The organism is Cellvibrio polysaccharolyticus, from assembly GCF_015182315.1.
Classification (GTDB): domain Bacteria; phylum Pseudomonadota; class Gammaproteobacteria; order Pseudomonadales; family Cellvibrionaceae; genus Cellvibrio; species Cellvibrio polysaccharolyticus.
In genome coordinates this window covers 3,158,353-3,175,203 of record NZ_PRDL01000001.1, presented here as the reverse complement: position 1 = coordinate 3,175,203, position 16,851 = coordinate 3,158,353, and the positions used below count along the sequence as shown (strand labels likewise).

The window sequence follows — 16,851 nt, the reverse complement described above, 5'->3', positions numbered from 1 at the left end:
ATTTTTTAAACTGTCACGTCCTTGTGACTGGTGTTGCTTACAAACGCCAGCTCATGGTTAAACGAATATCGCGTCCCGGTTCGGCGAGGCCGACAATGCCTTCGTAACCGGCGATATGTTCAAAACTGCCGTTGGTGGCGTGGTCGATGTAGTATTTATCAAACAGGTTTTTTACCGTGAGTGTCATATTGAACATCTCAATCGGTGCCCATTTTCCGTAAAGATCATGCACCGCGTAACCCGGTTGATTCATGGTGCCCGCTGAGCTGCGCACATTTTTTACGCCTTCCACAACGCGGCTGTTCCAGCCGAACGAAAATTGCTCACTGGCTTGCCAGGCAACATCCAGTGTCCAGGTGTTGCCGATGGTGTTGCCCAGCGCACCGTGGTCGTAAGCGTTCAATTGCAAATCGCCATCACCGCTTGCCAGTTCGGAATCAAAATTGCTGTAGGTCAATCCCGCTTGTATTTGCGACCAGTCGTAGCTCAAACGCAGGTCATAACCATCGGTTTTAATATCGCCAATATTGCGCACTACCCAACGCGGCGCACCGTTAAAAGGAATGCGCTGGTCGTTGATGGCATCGTCGATGCGGGATGTATAAAAAGTGCCGGATAAACCGAGCGCATTGTGGTGGTACTCAAAACCGGCTTCGGTATTTTTTGCTTCTTCGGGTTTTAATGCCGGGTCATTCAAGCGTGAATCCAGCAAAAAAGTTTCCATGGTCTGGCGGCCGCGTAAGGCTTCGGCGTAGCTTGCGTTCAGGCTAAGGCTATCGGTTAACTGATAACTGACGCCGACATTGGGATTAAAACCATCGGCTTCAAAGCGTTGGTTGTTGGCATCGTCCAGGGCGTAATCATCGTAACGAACACCAGCGCTGAATAATAATTTTTCAGTAGCCTGGTAAAGATCCTGCACAAAAACTGCTTTTACGCTGCCAGACTCGCCGTATTCAGTGGGGTTGGTGCCGGGGCCTGCATCGGCGTTATCCTTGCGGTACTCGGCACCGTAAATTAATTCATGCGCATCGAACTGGCTGGTGTTGCGCAGGTTAATACCTTCACTGTCGGTTGAACCGTGGTAAACGCCCCAGTGGCCAATCACGTTTTGTTCCAGCTCGGCACTGGTATCGTAGAGGGTAACTTCGAGATTCAAATACGGATTATCGGTGGGGTTGATTTGATAACCCAGGTTAAAGGTTTCCCGTTCAATGGCCAGCGGATAACCGGGGTTCCAGTCACTGATAACCCACTGCGGGCGCTGCGCACGAATACCTTCATCCTTGCGCGTGTCGTAACTGAAGCGCAGCGTCTGGCTGTCGGTAATTTTCCCCACCACTTTGGCAAAGCCCATACTCTGTTCGGATGCGGTGCCCGCCAGCTCGCGACCTTTGCCATCCACAATGGCATCGGTATCGGTTTTCGATAAGCTGACCATACCGCTCCAGTCATCGGTAATACGACCAAATAAATTGACGCTGCCTTTGTAACCCTCGGCATTATCCAGATAACCGGCTTTAACCAGGGCACCGAGTTTTTCACCGGGTTTTAATAAATCTTCCGGGTCTTTGGTGGTGAATTGAATTGAGCCGCCCAGCGCACCAGGTCCATCGGTAGCGATACCGGCACCGGCATGGACCTCAACCTGTTTTAACAATTCCGGCTCAATCGCCAGCCGCCCGGAATGATGGAACAAGACACCGGCCTGGGTTGCGCCATCAATGGTGACATTCAGCAAGGCATCTTCAAGGCCGCGCACATACACTTTTTCAGCGGCACTGATAGACCCGCCAACCGCTACCGAGGGTGTGCGACGAAACACATCTTCAAGGTCGGTGGCCTGAATATTTTCAATGTGTTCTTCGCTCACCACACTGCGGTTGCCGCTGACCCCGGCATTTAATGGTTCATAACTGCTGGACACATTGACCGCTGGCAATTGCACGCCGGCATTGGCAATCGTTTGCAAGGAATAACCCTGCCCCTGACGTACCAGCCCCAAACCGCTGCCTGCCAGCAAGCGGCTGAAACCTTCTTCAACACCGTAGCTGCCACGCAAACCCTTGCTGTGTTTGTTACTGGTCAGCGCCGGGTCAAAAGACAGCAACACACCTGACTGCGCAGCAAAACTCGACAAGCTGATGCCCAGTGAGCCGGCAGGAATATCGTAAGTTTTAACAATCGCTGCCGCCGGTTGCGGTGCTTGTGCGAAAACGGGCAGGGTAGTGGTAGCTGCTACCGTCAATAGCGCCGCGCCAAGCGCCAGCGCTAACGGATTGCGTTGCAAAGTTTTGGAAGAAGGTCTGTGATGAGTCATAGCGTTTCCTGGAGATGACAGGGTGAAAACACGGGTTCATCTCCTATGCCAAATGAAACTGAAAAAGTGACAGGGTAAATTGAATTTTTTTGCATGGTCTCAGGAAATTTCAGACTGGTACATACGAGTTTGCCATTAGGGGGTATGTTTCCAAAACTGTCGGGTCATGGACGATCGCCATGGATGGCGGAAGTTAGAGCAACGCGGTTGGCGCAACGCAGGAGCCGTTGCCGTTGACCAGTCAGAGCTACAAGGACGATGCATTCGCCACATCCATGTGGCTCACCCGGCGGGCAGCTTCGCTGTGCTAATTGGCAATCCTGCCAATTATTCATGCGTTTTTGGAAACATCTCCCCTAATGGCAAACGGACAGAATGACACTTGCTCCCAAGCTTCCCGAGGTCAGCAACTATCAGTTTTGTGTTTAACTTTTCGCCACCACTACACGCACCCAATAATTGGTAAAACGCTGCACATTTACCGGCAAAGTGCGGCTGATGGAATCAAGAATCGCATTGGTATCGGCAATAGGAAAGGCGCCGGAGATGCGGAAATTTTTCAACGAGTCATCAGCTAACAAATAACCGTTGCGGTAACGTGCAAGTTCGGCAATGAATTCTGGTAATGGCTGATTATCGGCCACCAGAATCCCGTTTAACCACAAGGGAAGCTCGGATAACAGCGGTGAGGGGGAAACAATCGATGTGCTGGTAAACGTAGTGGTTTCTCCTGCGTTCAGTTGCAGTGTTAACGGGCTTTGCGCGTTGCGTATTTCAACGGCACCGGCAAACAAATCCACCCGTGACTGCTCACCAGCGGTGCGCAAACTGAACTGCGTGCCCAATGCTTGTACATCGCCGTGTTGAGTGGCTGCAATAAACGGGCGCTGCTCTGTGGTTGTGCTTGTGGTTTCAATAAACATTTCACCCTTGTGCAACAGTAGCCGCCGCTCATCAGGGGTGAAAAAAATATCCAGTGCTGAATCGGTATTCAAAGTAACTTTTGAGTTGTCCGGTAAATAAATTTCGCGTTGCTCGCCAACAACCGTTACATAGTCGGCTCGCCATTCCTGCCAGGGCGCTTGTCGGTAGCCCGCCCAGCTGGCACCACCCAACACCACCAGTAGCGACAGTTGTTGCAAGGCTCGTCGCCGTGCCGGTGAAGCGGGGCGATCCAGTGTGGCAATGCCCACGGATGTAGAAACACCGGGCAACGAAAATTTTTGTGTAACTTGCTCTACCGCTTGCCAGGCGGCTTCGTTGGCCGGGCTTTGTTCGCGCCAGGCCAGCCAGGCGATGCGCTCGGTTTCTGAAAAATCGCTATCAGTCTGGCGAACAAACCATCGCGAAGCGGTTTCCAGCGCGTTTTTATGGAGTTGGTTTTCAGACATGGTGATGGCGTAACGCGCAATGCTGAATTGCTTTGGCGAGATATTGCCGCACCGAGCTTACTGACACACCGAGGCGTTCGGCAATCTCGGCGTGGCGTAAGCCTTCCAGTTGCAATAACAGAAAAGCGCGGCGAACCTGCGGTTGCAAACCGTCCAGCAGGGCGTCAATTTCCTGCAAGGCTTCCAGCGCCAGTGCGCGGTTTTCCGGCGACGGATATTCCGCTTCCGGCAGGGTGGCCAGCGCTTGTAAATAAGCGCGCTCCAGATCCTTGCGCCGCAAACTGTTTACCATCAAACCATGCGCAATATGGGTGAGGTAAGCGCGGGGTTCGCGAATGCTTTCCCGGTCGTCCTTCAGTAATACCTTTAAAAACGTATCCTGCACCAGGTCGGAGGCGTCCCAACTATTGCCGATTTTTCGGCGTAACCAGGTGTGCAGCCAGCTTTGGTGATCCTTATAGAGCCTATCAACGGCAACATTCGTCATACAGCAGCCTATATTCCAAAAGGACGGATTCAGATCGCGCAGAGTGCTATGAATGAGAATAATATTGATAATTATTCTTAACGGGTGCCTAGTTTGCTGCTAAGGGGTAGATGGCGTCAAGCGGGTTGCGTAGCCAAACCAATGGGATTCGATACGCAATTGGTAAGCTTCGGCCAGCATCGCCAGCGTTTGATCGGTATTGTCCAGGGGATAGGCGCCGGAAATGGCAAGGTTGGCGATGGCTGCATCGACCGACAGGCGACCATTGCGGTAGCGCCCGATCTTTCCGGCAAATTGCTCCAGCGGCATGGCATCGGCCAGCAACATGCCGGTGGTCCAGGCATTGGCGTGCTCATCGGCCGGGGTAATGTTGCTGGCGGTAGCTTGCCCCAGTTGCACCTGCTCGCCAGCTTGCAGTATCAGCCGCTGATGTTGTGGGCGGATGGCTTCTACCGCCCCTTGCTGCACCGTCAATTGCACGCTGTCGGTTTGTAAATGCAGCAAAAAACGGGTGCCCAGCGGGCGGAAATGTCCGAACCTGGTGACCACCTGGAAGGGGCGCGCATCGGGTTGTTTGCCGGTTTCCAGATAAATTTCACCGCTGTGTAATAACACCTTGCGCCCGGCATGATCGTATTGCACGTCAATGGCGGTGTCGGTATTCAGGGTGATGACTGTGCCGTCTTCCAGCTGAAGCGTTTTGCGCTCGCCCACGGCGGTTTTGTGGCCGGCAAACAGCGCCGGTTCGCGGCTCACATACCAGAGGCTACCTGCCAGCGGCACCGCGGCAAGCAACAGGGCGAGGCGGGTAACGGTTGTGCGGCGCTCGCTGTTGTCGGGTGCATTCAGCGCCTGCCGGGCAATATCCGGTGGCAGGGTGCCGAGCTGGCCCATGAGTTTTTCCACGCGCTGCCAGGCGCGGCGGTTGTCGTCGGCATGGGTCAGCCATTGCTGAAAATCCTGCTTTTCCTGTGCCGACAAGGTGCCCTGCTGAATTTTCAATAACCAGTCGGCGGCGGCTTCAAACGTTTCTTCCCGAAGGGCGGGCTGCCGGTTCATGCAAGGGAGTCCATCACCATCAGACATTGCACCAGCCCGCGTTTGACATAGCGCTTCACGGTAATTTCCGCTACGCCCAGTTGCCCGGCGATATGCTGGTATTTCATGCCGTCCAGCTGTGAAAGTAAAAATGCCTGTTTGACCAGCGCCGGCAGTTGCTCCAGGGCGGCGTCCAGCTGGTAGAGAATTTCCAGCATGGATTCGCAGGTTTCCGGCGAAGGCACTTCGGCTTCCGGCAGCGTTGCCAGAGCTTGCAGGCAGGCGCGTTCAATATCCTTGCGGCGCCAATGGTTGACCATCAAACCGTGAGCAATGCGAGAGAGGTAGGCACGGGGAATGCGGATGGTTTCATGTTGCGGCGATAGCAACACCTTGAGAAAAGTGTCTTGCGCCAGATCCGCGGCGGTTTCCGAGCAGCCCAAACGCTTGCTGAGCCAGCCGCGCAGCCAGCTGTGATGTCCAAGATAAAGGGCTTGAAGATCGACCGGGTTCACCGCTTCGCTAGTGGACATGACTGATACCGCCAGAACCAATAATGATAATTGTTCGCAATTTTATGGCATCTGCAGATGGCTGGCAAATTTGTTTGTAATGGCTAACGCTGTGACCTGAGCGCCCATCCTTAGGCTCGTTACCGCCGTCCTGGCTGATACTTTGTGATGCATTTTTGATTCAGCGTTATTAACTACCATTTGGACTTTAATTTCCCGCGTTCACTTCTACACTCAAAAAATCGGTTACTGCCAGAGTGGTATTGCATGCGTGAAGGAGAGTCTCCAGGCGGAAAACGCCGTCAGAAATCGCCACCGGCGAAACGGGTACGCCTTGCCCCCGAGGTGCGGCGTGAACAAATTCTCGATGCAGCGTTGATTGAGTTCAGCGCAGTGGGTTTTGAGGGTGCCACCATGGACCGGCTTGCCCGGCGTGTAGGTATTACCAAAGCCGGCATTTACGCCCATTTCAAAAGTAAAGACGACATTTTTGAAGCCTTGCTGCTGAGCAATATCTTTCGCAGAACCGCGCAACCTCACTGGCAATGGCGTGAAGGTGCATCGCTGGAAGAAACGGTAGACGACTATCTTGAACACGTTTATCTGCATTTGCAGGTTCCGCAGGTGCAGGCGACATTCCGTTTATTAATTAGTGAGAGTGGCCGTGCGCCCGAGCGTATTCGCCGCTGGCATGACGACATATTTACGCCTTATGCCGCGCAGCGGCAGAGCGAAATTACCGAGAGCGTTAACCGGGGGCAGCTGCCTGACAATCTTTTTACGCGCAAATTTTCCCTGCTGTCTTCGCCGGCATTATTGGCTTTGATCGGGCAACTATTGGGGCAGGGCGCAACCGCCGGAGAAGACCTTGCCGAAGTGCGGCAGGCACACCGTGAAATGTTATTGATCCTGCTGGCGAGGAAGGGCGCATGATGATCGGGAAATCACCGCTGTTATTACCTTCGCGTCTATTTTTGCTGGTTGCCGCCGGGCTACTCGGTGCCTGTGTGTCAGTAAAGCCCGAACCTGCACAACTTTCTTTTGACCTGCCGGAAAATTTTGCCAATGCGGTTTCCGGGCAGACAACACCGGCGGATGAGTGGTGGCAAAGTTTTGGTGATGAGCAACTGAATCATTTTGTGGTTGCCGCGCTGGAGCGAAACCCGGCGTTAATCCAGGCGATTGCCCGCAGCCGCATAGCCGAAGCCCAGGCGCGCCTTAATCGTGCCGATCAATTACCGCAAGCCGGTTTGAGTGTGGGCGGAACCCGCCAGCGACAAAAAATGATGGGCATGCCAGGCATGATGCCTGGTGGTGCAACCGACGGTAGTGTAGGCGCGGGTGCAGATGTGGCCGTGGAAGACGGAGGAGAAACACCCCTCGCCACCGAGGCGATTCTTTTTAACAATTACAACGCCTCATTGGATATCAGTTGGGAGCTGGATTTATGGGGCAGGCTCTCGGCGTTATCGGCATCGGCTCGCGCCAATTATCTTGCCAGTAATGAACAACTGCGTGCGATGCGTCAATCGGTAGCCGCGCAAGTGGTGCAAATGTATTTTGAAATTGTGCACGCGCGGGCACAGCTGGAATTATCCGAGCGCACGGTAACCGCGCTGACCGAAATGGCCCGGCAAATTAACAACCGCGTAGATGTCGGTATTGCTTCACCGGCGGATGGCATGCTGGCCAATGCCAACCTCGCCTCCGCCAGCGCCGGTTTGGAGCAGCGGCGCGAAGCGCTGGAACGCAGCTTGCGCCAACTGGACGTAATTATGGGGGAATATCCAGCTGGCGCTTTGCAAACGGCAGATATTTTGCCGGAGGTGCCCGCCGCACCGGCGGCTGGTGTTCCTGCTGAATTGTTAGCCCGCCGCCCGGACGTGCGCGCCGCCGAGCTGGGCTTGCGCAGCGCCGGTTATCAATTGGGCGCGGCGAAGCGCTCCTTTTTACCTTCACTTTCGCTCAGCGGCTCGGTGGGCTATTCAGGTTATCAATGGTCTGATTTGTTCAACAGCAGTAATCAAATCTGGTCGATTGCCGGGCAGGTTTTGCAACCAATATTTCAGGGCGGCAGGTTGATTGCGCAAGTGGATATTGCCGAAGGGCAGCGCGATGAAGCCTTGCACGCTTACGCGGAAATGGCGTTACAAGCGATGGCAGAAGTGGAAAGCGCGCTGGTGGTGGAATCGCTGCTGGTAAGGCGCGAAGCTGCGCTGGAAACCGCTGCGTCTTCTGCAGAAAGCGCGGTGCAAATTTCCCTGAATCGTTACCTGCAAGGTATTGATCCTTTTCTGAATGTATTGGAAAGCCAGCAGCGCGCACTGGACGGTCGCAGTGCGCACATTACCGCGCAACATGCGCGCCTGGAAAATCGTGTTGCTTTGCACCTTGCCCTGGGCGGCGGTTTTGAAAATACACCGCCGTCTGAAACTTCCTCCGCGCCATCTGCCGATGCCGCCCTGACATCGTCTATCTCTCATGAATAAATTCAGCACTTCATTACACCTTTTGTCCAATTACTGGCTGGCGTCTTTAAGCCTGGTTGCGCTGCTGGGGCTGGTTGCCTGTGGCAAACAGGGCGCTACCGACAGTGAACAGGTCGTAGCAGAAAATCAGCAGCGCAATGAACCGGCGGTCAGCGTGAATGTGATGACTATTGAACAGCGGGAGTTGCAATCCTGGATTTACAGCCAGGGCACGGCGCGCTCACGGCAGCGGGAATTTTTAACTTTTACCCAGCAAGGCCTGGTAACTCACGTTGATGAACATTTACGGGTGGGCAGCCCGGTAAAAACCGGCCAGTTGATTGCGCACCAGGCGCCCGAGCGTGTGCAGGCAGATTTACAAGCGGCCAAAGCCTCGCTTGCCGAAGCAGAAGCCAACCTCGCGCTTGCCGAAGTGACCAAACGGCGTTACGAAATTCTGATTGAACAACGCTCTGCATCGCAACAGGAACTGGATGAAGCTACTGTGCAAATTCAGCAAGCCAAAGCGGCGGGTGATAATGCCCGTGCGCAAGTGGCGCAGGCGCAACTGGGGGTGAATGAATCCCGTCTGGTATCACCCATCGACGGTGTACTGGCGCGGTTAAATATCGAAAAAGGCCGCTACTTTATGCCGAGCATGGTGCAAGCCAATACCGAGCAGGACGCTCTGCGCACCGTGCCTGCCCTGGTCATTGATCCGGATAATTTTGAAATTCGCGCTGACTTGCCCTCGTATAACTTTCGCCACATAGAGCCGGGCGCACGGGTGATGATCGGCGGTGATCCACCGCTGGGCGGACAGGATATTGATCCGCTGGCAGGTGATGAAAGAGCCCAGGGCCGGGTGCACTCCATCAGCCCGTCGCTTGACCCGGAAACCCGCACCTTTGAAGTGATTGTGCACACCCAGGGCAACAACCCCGGCTTGCAGGATGGTGAATTTGTTGCCGTCTGGATTGCCGAACCGGGTGTGCAAGCAGCGCTGGCGGTGCCGCTGGAAGCCTTGCGTTTTCGCAATGATCAATCGTTTGTTTTTGTGGTAGACGAAGGCACTCATAAAGTGAGCGAGCGCCGCGTCGAGTTGGGCCAACAGGCCGGTGATTACCGCGCTGTAATTGACGGGGTAGAAGCGGGCGAGCAGGTTGTTACCGATGGTCGTGCGGCACTGCACGATGGCCAAACCGTGCGCATTCTGCAACACAGTGGTGCTACACCATGAGCGGGGTAGAGAACCACAAGGCGCTGATTCCGGTAGAGCCAACGCAAGACACGCATCAGGAAACTGAAGAGGTTCGCAACGCACATTCGTTAGCGCGCTTCTTTTTTCTGCAACCGATTTTCGGCATCTTGCTGGTAATGACGCTGGTGCTCGGCGGCGTGATGGCCTATCTGCAATTGGTCAAGGAATCGTTACCGGATCTCAATATTCCGCAAGCCACCATCACCACTACCTGGGCGGGTGCCGACCCGCAAACCATGGAAGAGCAGGTCACCGATATTATTGAAGATGAGGTGACCACCTTGCAGGGCGTTCGTCGTGTTGACAGCGCATCCTTTGATTCTTTTTCCATTATCTCTGTGGAATTTGATGCGTCTGCTGACCCGGTGGATGCGATGACGCGCTTGCGTGCATCGGTGGCCGATGCCGAAGCAGATTTACCGGCCGATGTTGAACGCCCCACTATCAAACAGGCCTCGGTAGATGACATTCCGATTTTAACCTTTACGCTACACGGCGATGGCGGCTCAGCCGTGATGAACGAACAGGCACGTCTGGTACGCGATGCGTTGGAACGCCTACCCGGCGTGAACGAAGTGGATATTGGCGGCGAGCGCGAAGAAATTGTGCAAATTTTATTGCGCCCGGATCGGTTACTGGCGCTGGGTTTATCGCCTTCGGCAATACGCAATGCCGTGCAGCAAGCCAACGTTGAGCAACCCTTTGGTGAAATTCGCAGTGACAGCATTGGTGCCGTAGTGCGCCTGGAAGGCCGCTTTCGCGATGTTGATGACTTGCGCGCACTGCCGGTAGCCCGCCTTGAAGGTAGCGGTGCAGGCCGGCCGGTTCGCCTGGATGAAGTCGCCAGTGTGCGGCGTATGCAGGAAACGGAAACCTCCCGCGCTTTTTTCAGCGAAAGCGGTGAAAATTACGAACCGTCGCTGGAAATTTCGGTGCGCAAAATGCCAGGTGCCGACACCGTCAAGCTGGTAGCGTCCATTCGCAATACGCTGGATCAAATGCAAAACGGCGGTGCCTGGCCAACCGGCCTGGAGTACACCGTTACCCAGGATGAAGCCCGGCAAATTGGTGAATCACTCACGGATGTTTTTATCAGTGCGCTGCAAACCATGGCGATCGTTTTTGTCATTCTGTTTCTGACCATTGCCTGGCGTGAAGCGGTGATTGCCGGGCTGTCGGTACCCATTACTTTTGCCGGTGTTTTACTGGTCATTATGTTTATGGGTTATTCCCTGAACGAGCTGGTAATTATCGGCATGGTCATCGCGCTGGTGATGATTATTGATGTGTTCATTATTTTGATGGAAGGCCTGCACGACGAAATTTACAACCAGGGAAAAACCTTTGGGCAAGGTGTGCTGGCTACGGTAAAACGTTATTCCATGCCGGCGTTTGCTGCGCAAATTACCACTATTCTGGCACTGGCACCGCTGATGTCCATCAGCGGCACTGTGGGTGAATTTATTCGCGTGCTGCCCACCACCACCGTTATTTGTCTGGTGCTCTCTTTTATTGTTGCCATGTTGTGTTCTTTGCCATTGTCTCGCGTGTTGTTGGGCAAACAACGTAAACCGGAAAATTCCCAACAGGGCTTTTCTGACCGCATTACCGCCCGCGCCGTAAGCGGATTGGAAAACTGGAATGCGCGTTACGTGGTGAAAACCCGCAAACAATCCTGGTTGTGGATATTTGCGGCGCTCGGGTTGTTTGTGTTGGCCATGTTGGCGTTTACCCAGGCACGGGTGGAATTGTTTCCGCCCACGGACGGCGAACGTTTGGGTATTAATATTGAATTACCGCCCACCGCACAGTTGGCAACCTCACAACAGGTAGCTGATGCAGTGGGCGATATTCTGAAAAGTAAACCCTATTTTCAAAGCGTCGTGAAACTGGTCGGTTTAAAAAGTCCCTTTGCCGGTGGTTCTATGGCGGCTAATTTGCAACCGAGCGAGGCAGAAAATTTTATCGGTTTTTCGGCAATTTTTTTACCCCGTGAAGACCGCGATGCCGAGTCTTACCAACTGGCCGATGAACTGCGCCAGGAACTTTCGGCCTGGCTGGAGGAGCATGTTGCCGCCGCACAACTGCTGGTGGTGCCAGAAGGTAGCGGCCCTACTGCTGGTGATCCGATTGAGATTCAATTGATCGGTGCCGATATGGACGAGTTGCAAAATATTTCCCGCGAGGTGCAAATGTTGCTCAGTGGGGTAGACGGCGTGGTCGATGTGCGCGACAACATCGGCATGCTGAAACCGCAACTGGCACTGCAACCGGATCGCGAAGCGGCCAACTTTTTTGGTATTGGCCATGACGATCTCGCGTCGCAATTACGCATCGCTTTCAGTTCCGATGAAGTGGGTATTTTTGTCACCGCTGATGGCACCGACAATATTGATATTCGCCTCGGCACTGAATGGCCCAGCTATCCCGGTGAAGCCGGTGGCCCTCGTAACACCGAAGAATTGGCTCGGGTGCGGGTGTTTACCAGTGAAGGCCGATCGGTGGCCCTGAATCAGTTGCTGAAGCCGGTGCAATCCGAAGCGGCAATCGCGGTGTCGCATGTGAATGGCGAGCGGGCCATCTCGGTAATGGCAAAAAATGAAGGGCGTACCGTGGGCGAAGTGATGGCCGATGTTGCCCCCAAACTGGATGAGCTGCAACAAAACTGGCCAGCCGGTTATCGCGCGGTTATCGGCGGCGAATCTGCCGATACCAATGAGACTTTTGCCTCAGCATTAATTGCGTTGATTATTGCGGTTGTATTGGTGGTGGGCGTGCTGGTAATTTTGTTTAACAGTTTCCGTCAGGCGTTTATTATTTTCGCCACCATGCCGCTTGCCATCATCGGCACCGCGTTGGGCTTCTGGATATTTGGCATTACCTTTTCCTTCTTCGCCATGATCGGTCTGGTATCACTGATCGGTATTGCCATTAACAACGGCATTATTATGGTCGACACCATGAACCGCTTTTTAAAAGAAGGCATGTCCATCCCCGAAGCCGCCGCTGCCGGTTCCGCCCGGCGCTTACGACCACTGCTCACCACGGCATTAACCACCATCGTCGGTTTGATTCCACTGGCCATCAGCAGCGCCTTCTATCGCCCGCTAACGCTGGTAATTATCTTCGGACTCATCTCTGTGTCCATCCTTGCCTTGTTTGTTGTCCCTGCATTGTATTTGCTGCTCACACCGGCGAATGCCGGCAAAAGAGTATCGCTCGATTAAGCCCGCGCAGCGCCCGACGTATTAAATTTATACAGCCAGGCCAGGGATGGTTTGGTTGATGCATTTAAAACTCGTTAAAAATGCGACTGCATAACCGTTGGTGCTACTTGACATTAGCTTGGGTAATGAAAATCACTTGCATTTGTTTTCTGGATGATTAATATCGCTGGCTTGAACGGTAATCCGGTAAGGGTAGCGGGCGAGTTAAAAGAAAATGGTTAGTTTCCTGCCGAAGTTTTCTTCTTCTGATCAATCTTTTACATTCGTCCATACACCCTTCTACATTGGATAAAGAGCAGCATTGGGATGCTGTGTAATTTTATTTTTTGAAGAATATAAGGAAATTTTATGAGTTTTATTAAAGCATCCGGCATCAAAGTAGCTAATGGATTTTTATACGGTGTCGGTTTTATGCTGGCACTCGTAGCAATTAGTTCAGGATCTTTCTTCTATATGGAAAAGCACTTTGAAGAAGAAGCAAAGGCGCGCGATGCCGTGTGGGAGGCGGAAAGAAAAACAAGATTTCGGGAGTTTGATGAAACTGCTTTATTAGAGTTATCCGTTTCCCGTGAGAGAATTAATTCGCAGGAGTTTACCTTGTTAGGTACGATTGAAAACAAAGGTGATGCCAGTTGGTCTGCTGTTGGCATCAAAGCCGAGCTTTTTAATGAGGCGGGTGAGTTTATTGAGGAATGCAGCGAATATGTTACCAAGCTGTTACGCTCTGGTGAAACTATCAATTTTAAAATGTCTTGCGGCCACCCCATAACTCTTCAGTTGAATGACTATAAATACTACAAAATTTCTGTTGTCGATGCTCATTATCATCGACAATAATATGTGGCTTATCTGTAATCAGTTAAATATCAGCAAAAATCATGGACGTAACTCTGCGGGATGCACAGGAGAGTGATGTAGAATTTTTACTTCGCTTGCGCAATGCCACGATGAATGAGCATATCCTGCGAGAAGGCATTGACGTGTCGCAAGATAACCACCTGGATAGAGTTCACTTTCATTTTGAGTCTGCGAAAATCATTCAGGCTGACAATAAGGATATCGGGCTATTTAAAGTACAGAGAGATTCCGCGCCTTGGGATTTGATCCAGATACAGCTGCTGCCTGAATATCAGGGGCGCGGCATCGGGCGAGATTTGATTGCGAGATTACAGAATGAAGCCCGGTTATCGAAGGTTTCAATCGTATTAAGCGTTTATAAAAACAATCCTGCTTTTAAACTCTATTCTGCACTGAACTTTGTTATTGACTCGGAAACAGAGAAAACCTTTGAGATGAAATGGTCGTGCTTTTAAGCACGACCTTAAAGTCCGTCAGTTTTTCACCAGCCCGCCATCAACCACCAGATTTTGCCCGGTAATCGCACGCGACCAGGGCGATGCAAAAAACAACACTGCATCAGCAAACTCTTCCGGCGTGGTTACCCGGCGCAACGGCGTGCTGGCTGCAATAAAATCAAATACCGCTTCCGGTGTTGCTGCTGATGCATCGGTGGTGCGCAACAATCCGCCGGACACCATGTTCACGGTAATACCACTTGGCCCCAGATCCTGCGAAAGCGTGCGAGTTAGTGATAGCAGGGCAGCTTTGGCCGCGGTGTAATCGTGGTAGGGCACAACGGGGTTTTGAAACAGGTTGGTGCCAATGTTAATAACCCGACCAAACCCTTTTTCACGCATACCGGGCAAGGCCGCTTGCACCGTATTAAGCGCACCGCGAACAACACCTTCAAATTGCTGATGCAAATCTCCCCAGCTCAATGCATCCGCGTGAGGGCGGGCATCGCCATTAAACTGAAAGGCGGGCAGGGCATTATTGACCACCGTGGTAACACGCTTTTTAAAATGCTGTTCCGCTTGTTCAATCATTTTCGCAACGGCGCTGGCATCACTGACATCTGCCTGAATCGCCAGCGCACGGCCAGGTGCTTCATGGGCAAGTTGCTCTGCGGCGGTGCCGCTATTCAGATAATTCACAATTACGCTGGCACCATGACCAAGAAATGCGCGCGCAATGTGTGCACCCAGCCCACGGCCAGCGCCGGTGACCAGCACCAATTGTTCATCAAGAGGGAGTGAGTTTCCGGAGAGTGTGCTCATGCAATAAGTTCCGCCAAAGAAAAATCGGGACGAAAAGATGCACCGCAACCAACAGCATGGACATCCCTTCGTCAGTGTGAACTGAATCAGGTTCAACGGGTATCATCTCAGCCCTGTTCATCAGAACACCCCGTGTCAGGAAAGTCACCATATCATGAAATGCGAATGATTCGCATAAGTTCAGGCTGATACGTCATTATGATTATTGCGCGCTTGGGTCTTTGCTTGAGTGCTGGGCGATGGTCTTTATATTGCGCAGATCATCGGTTTACATTTCTTGTGGCAACCAGGCGTGGCATCTGGTTGTTATGAATGATAATCTTGCCATCTGAAACCGGTTACATGTCGTACTGAGAATGAATACAACCAATAAGAGAAGCCCTATGAAGAGACTTTGTCTGGCTGCTGCGCTGACGTTTGGCGCGCTTTCGGCCTTGCCTGCGCTGGCGTTTGATAACTTTATTACCCGCGATGGCCATCGCCTGATGGATGGCGATCAGGAGTTCCGGTTTGCCGGTATCCATGCGCCGGAACTGCATCGTATTGAAGATGACTCCCGTGGCGTGTGTGAAGCTGATCCGCGCGGTTGGGGGCAGTACTTCAAATGGCCCACCGCCGACGAGCAGGAAAACTGGATCAAGTCTCTGGTATACAGCGGCCACAAGGCCATGCGCGTGTACGTGCTCTCTATTGAAACCCCGTGGGACGCTGCCTGCGAGCGCGAAACCCATGTTCTCAAGCCGGAAACCGCTGGCGGTATGCCACGTTTGAACGAAGCTGCAATGGTGCATTATGACCGTATGATCGCGCTGGCCGACGAGCACGGTTTGCGTTTGATTCTGCCGTTTATTGACCATTGGAAATGGTGGGGCGGTCGTGAGCAGCTGGCAGCCTTTTACGATGAGCCGGAAACCGCCTTGCATGATTTGAACAGCAAAACCTACGCGGCCTATTTGCATATTATCGAGCAGGTCATTACCCGTAAAAATACCATCACCGGTCGCGAATACCGCGATGAAAAAGCCATTATGGCGTGGGAGAGTGGTAACGAGCTGAAAGACAGCACCGACGAATTTGTGCAAAAAACCGCAGCCTTTGTGAAGTCGCTGGATAAGAACCATTTATTTGTGGATGGTACTTATTTGAAAATCGTTGAGTCATCACTGGATGACCCCAACGTGGATATTATTTCCAACCACTTTTACACCACCAATAACAACAACGATCCTGAACAGGTTCATAAAGACTTGCGTGCGATTGATGCCAAAAAAGTGTATTTCATTGGCGAGTTCGGTTTGAAAGATGCCAAAGGCCTGAATGATATTATGCAAGCCGCCGTAAACGCCGAGCACAAAGGTGCGCGTGCCGCCGGTGCATTTATCTGGGGCTGGCGTGGTCACCGTCACGATGGCGGTTTCTACTGGCACAAGGAATACACCGGCCACTACAGTTATCGTTTGCCCGGTTTCCCGGAAGCTGAGGCTAACGAAGAGCAGGCGGTGGTTGATCTGGTTCGCAAGGCGCAGGCGCAAATGGCCGGTTTGAAAGAAGCCCCGCCGTTGCCGACGCCGGAAGCGCCGAAACTGCGGGATATCGCCAACCCGACGGTTGCGATTAACTGGATGGGCGCACCGTTGGCACGTACCTATCGCATTGAGCGTGCTGAATCTGAAAAAGGCCCGTGGAAAACTATTGCAGACAAGGTTTCTGATGGTAAGCTGGAGTTCGATCCGGCGCAGCAGCCGTTATTTAAAGATGACGACAAGCTGAAAGCCGGAAAAGCCTATTTCTATCGGGTGTTTGCTCGCAACGAAAGCGGCGAGTCGCCAGCATCCAATGTCGTGAAGGCAACAGTTTCCAAAAAATAAGGAACGCTTTACCGGTTCCATAAAACAACAATCCAAAACAAAATATTACGGTTATTCGGTCAGCCAGCAGCCGGAAGGGGAAACCCCTCCGGCTTTTTTTTGCCTGTAATCCGGCGGCGGATATTTTTCAGGTCGCTGGTTGTGCACGTATTGCCGGGGGTG

The 16,851-nt window shown here is 52.8% G+C and carries 13 protein-coding genes and 1 riboswitch; of the genes, 7 read left to right on the top strand and 6 right to left on the bottom strand.

The genetic code is table 11. The features are described from left to right. Positions 1 to 37 precede the first annotated feature (37 nt). The 5 genes from C4F51_RS13480 to C4F51_RS13460 form a co-directional block, all read right to left on the bottom strand. Entirely contained in the window at positions 38 to 2,320 is a 2,283-nt protein-coding gene (locus C4F51_RS13480; protein WP_193910617.1) for a TonB-dependent receptor, read from the bottom strand. 425 nt (positions 2,321 to 2,745) lie between these two features. Next, on the bottom strand, positions 2,746 to 3,711 hold the full coding sequence (locus C4F51_RS13475; RefSeq protein WP_193910615.1) for a FecR domain-containing protein: 966 nt from the start codon (positions 3,709 to 3,711) through the stop codon (positions 2,746 to 2,748). Continuing rightward, the gene (locus C4F51_RS13470) at positions 3,704 to 4,198 is read right to left on the bottom strand and encodes a sigma-70 family RNA polymerase sigma factor (protein WP_193910614.1); all 495 of its coding nucleotides are present in this window, start codon (positions 4,196 to 4,198) and stop codon (positions 3,704 to 3,706) included. The genes C4F51_RS13475 and C4F51_RS13470 overlap by 8 nt, the downstream gene beginning before the upstream one ends. Before the next feature lie 99 nt (positions 4,199 to 4,297). Next, entirely contained in the window at positions 4,298 to 5,257 is a 960-nt protein-coding gene (locus tag C4F51_RS13465) for a FecR domain-containing protein (RefSeq protein ID WP_193910612.1), read from the bottom strand. After that, positions 5,254 to 5,769, bottom strand: a complete 516-nt coding sequence (locus C4F51_RS13460) for a sigma-70 family RNA polymerase sigma factor (protein ID WP_193910610.1) — start codon at positions 5,767 to 5,769, stop codon at positions 5,254 to 5,256. The genes C4F51_RS13465 and C4F51_RS13460 overlap by 4 nt, the downstream gene beginning before the upstream one ends. A 246-nt stretch (positions 5,770 to 6,015) precedes the next feature. Here C4F51_RS13460 and C4F51_RS13455 point away from each other — a divergent pair, with 246 nt between their 5' ends. The 6 genes from C4F51_RS13455 to C4F51_RS13430 all read left to right on the top strand — a co-directional run bounded on the left by C4F51_RS13455 (position 6,016) and on the right by C4F51_RS13430 (position 14,017). After that, a complete protein-coding gene (locus tag C4F51_RS13455) occupies positions 6,016 to 6,681 on the top strand; it encodes a TetR/AcrR family transcriptional regulator (RefSeq protein WP_193910608.1) in 666 nt (221 codons plus the stop codon). Beyond that, positions 6,678 to 8,237, top strand: a complete 1,560-nt coding sequence (locus C4F51_RS13450; RefSeq protein ID WP_193910606.1) for an efflux transporter outer membrane subunit — start codon at positions 6,678 to 6,680, stop codon at positions 8,235 to 8,237. Before C4F51_RS13455 ends, C4F51_RS13450 begins: the two co-directional genes overlap by 4 nt. Further along, positions 8,230 to 9,456, top strand: a complete 1,227-nt coding sequence (locus C4F51_RS13445) for an efflux RND transporter periplasmic adaptor subunit (protein ID WP_193910604.1) — start codon at positions 8,230 to 8,232, stop codon at positions 9,454 to 9,456. The genes C4F51_RS13450 and C4F51_RS13445 overlap by 8 nt, the downstream gene beginning before the upstream one ends. Continuing rightward, positions 9,453 to 12,704 (top strand): efflux RND transporter permease subunit, encoded by a 3,252-nt coding sequence (locus C4F51_RS13440; RefSeq protein WP_193910602.1) that lies wholly within the window; start codon positions 9,453 to 9,455, stop codon positions 12,702 to 12,704. Before C4F51_RS13445 ends, C4F51_RS13440 begins: the two co-directional genes overlap by 4 nt. Before the next feature lie 348 nt (positions 12,705 to 13,052). Beyond that, positions 13,053 to 13,541 carry an FxLYD domain-containing protein gene (locus tag C4F51_RS13435; RefSeq protein WP_193910600.1) on the top strand — a complete coding sequence of 163 codons (489 nt, stop codon included), beginning with the start codon at positions 13,053 to 13,055 and terminating at the stop codon, positions 13,539 to 13,541. A gap of 41 nt (positions 13,542 to 13,582) precedes the next feature. Beyond that, positions 13,583 to 14,017 carry a GNAT family N-acetyltransferase gene (locus tag C4F51_RS13430; RefSeq protein WP_193910598.1) on the top strand — a complete coding sequence of 145 codons (435 nt, stop codon included), beginning with the start codon at positions 13,583 to 13,585 and terminating at the stop codon, positions 14,015 to 14,017. A gap of 18 nt (positions 14,018 to 14,035) precedes the next feature. Here the strand turns inward: C4F51_RS13430 and C4F51_RS13425 are convergent, their stop codons facing one another. Beyond that, positions 14,036 to 14,821: a 3-oxoacyl-ACP reductase gene (locus C4F51_RS13425; RefSeq protein ID WP_193910596.1), complete on the bottom strand. Its 786-nt coding sequence runs from the start codon at positions 14,819 to 14,821 to the stop codon at positions 14,036 to 14,038. A gap of 46 nt (positions 14,822 to 14,867) precedes the next feature. Further along, a riboswitch (TPP riboswitch) is annotated at positions 14,868 to 14,964 on the bottom strand. Between the two features lie 240 nt (positions 14,965 to 15,204). Between C4F51_RS13425 and C4F51_RS13420 the strand changes: the two genes are divergently transcribed. Then, the gene (locus C4F51_RS13420; protein ID WP_193910594.1) at positions 15,205 to 16,689 is read left to right on the top strand and encodes a cellulase family glycosylhydrolase; all 1,485 of its coding nucleotides are present in this window, start codon (positions 15,205 to 15,207) and stop codon (positions 16,687 to 16,689) included. Positions 16,690 to 16,851: the final 162 nt, after the last annotated feature.

Excerpts from the sequence above, each read along its gene's own strand:
- C4F51_RS13440 (WP_193910602.1), top strand. The coding sequence starts at position 9,453 with ATGAGCGGGGTAGAGAACCACAAGGCGCTGATTCCGGTAGAGCCAACG.
- C4F51_RS13465 (WP_193910612.1), bottom strand. The coding sequence starts at position 5,257 with ATGAACCGGCAGCCCGCCCTTCGGGAAGAAACGTTTGAAGCCGCCGCC.
- C4F51_RS13470 (WP_193910614.1), bottom strand. The coding sequence starts at position 4,198 with ATGACGAATGTTGCCGTTGATAGGCTCTATAAGGATCACCAAAGCTGG.
- C4F51_RS13425 (WP_193910596.1), bottom strand. The coding sequence starts at position 14,821 with ATGAGCACACTCTCCGGAAACTCACTCCCTCTTGATGAACAATTGGTG.
- C4F51_RS13430 (WP_193910598.1), top strand. The coding sequence starts at position 13,583 with ATGGACGTAACTCTGCGGGATGCACAGGAGAGTGATGTAGAATTTTTA.
- C4F51_RS13435 (WP_193910600.1), top strand. The coding sequence starts at position 13,053 with ATGAGTTTTATTAAAGCATCCGGCATCAAAGTAGCTAATGGATTTTTA.
- C4F51_RS13420 (WP_193910594.1), top strand. The coding sequence starts at position 15,205 with ATGAAGAGACTTTGTCTGGCTGCTGCGCTGACGTTTGGCGCGCTTTCG.
- C4F51_RS13455 (WP_193910608.1), top strand. The coding sequence starts at position 6,016 with ATGCGTGAAGGAGAGTCTCCAGGCGGAAAACGCCGTCAGAAATCGCCA.
- C4F51_RS13460 (WP_193910610.1), bottom strand. The coding sequence starts at position 5,769 with ATGTCCACTAGCGAAGCGGTGAACCCGGTCGATCTTCAAGCCCTTTAT.
- C4F51_RS13445 (WP_193910604.1), top strand. The coding sequence starts at position 8,230 with ATGAATAAATTCAGCACTTCATTACACCTTTTGTCCAATTACTGGCTG.
- C4F51_RS13450 (WP_193910606.1), top strand. The coding sequence starts at position 6,678 with ATGATGATCGGGAAATCACCGCTGTTATTACCTTCGCGTCTATTTTTG.
- C4F51_RS13480 (WP_193910617.1), bottom strand. The coding sequence starts at position 2,320 with ATGACTCATCACAGACCTTCTTCCAAAACTTTGCAACGCAATCCGTTA.
- C4F51_RS13475 (WP_193910615.1), bottom strand. The coding sequence starts at position 3,711 with ATGTCTGAAAACCAACTCCATAAAAACGCGCTGGAAACCGCTTCGCGA.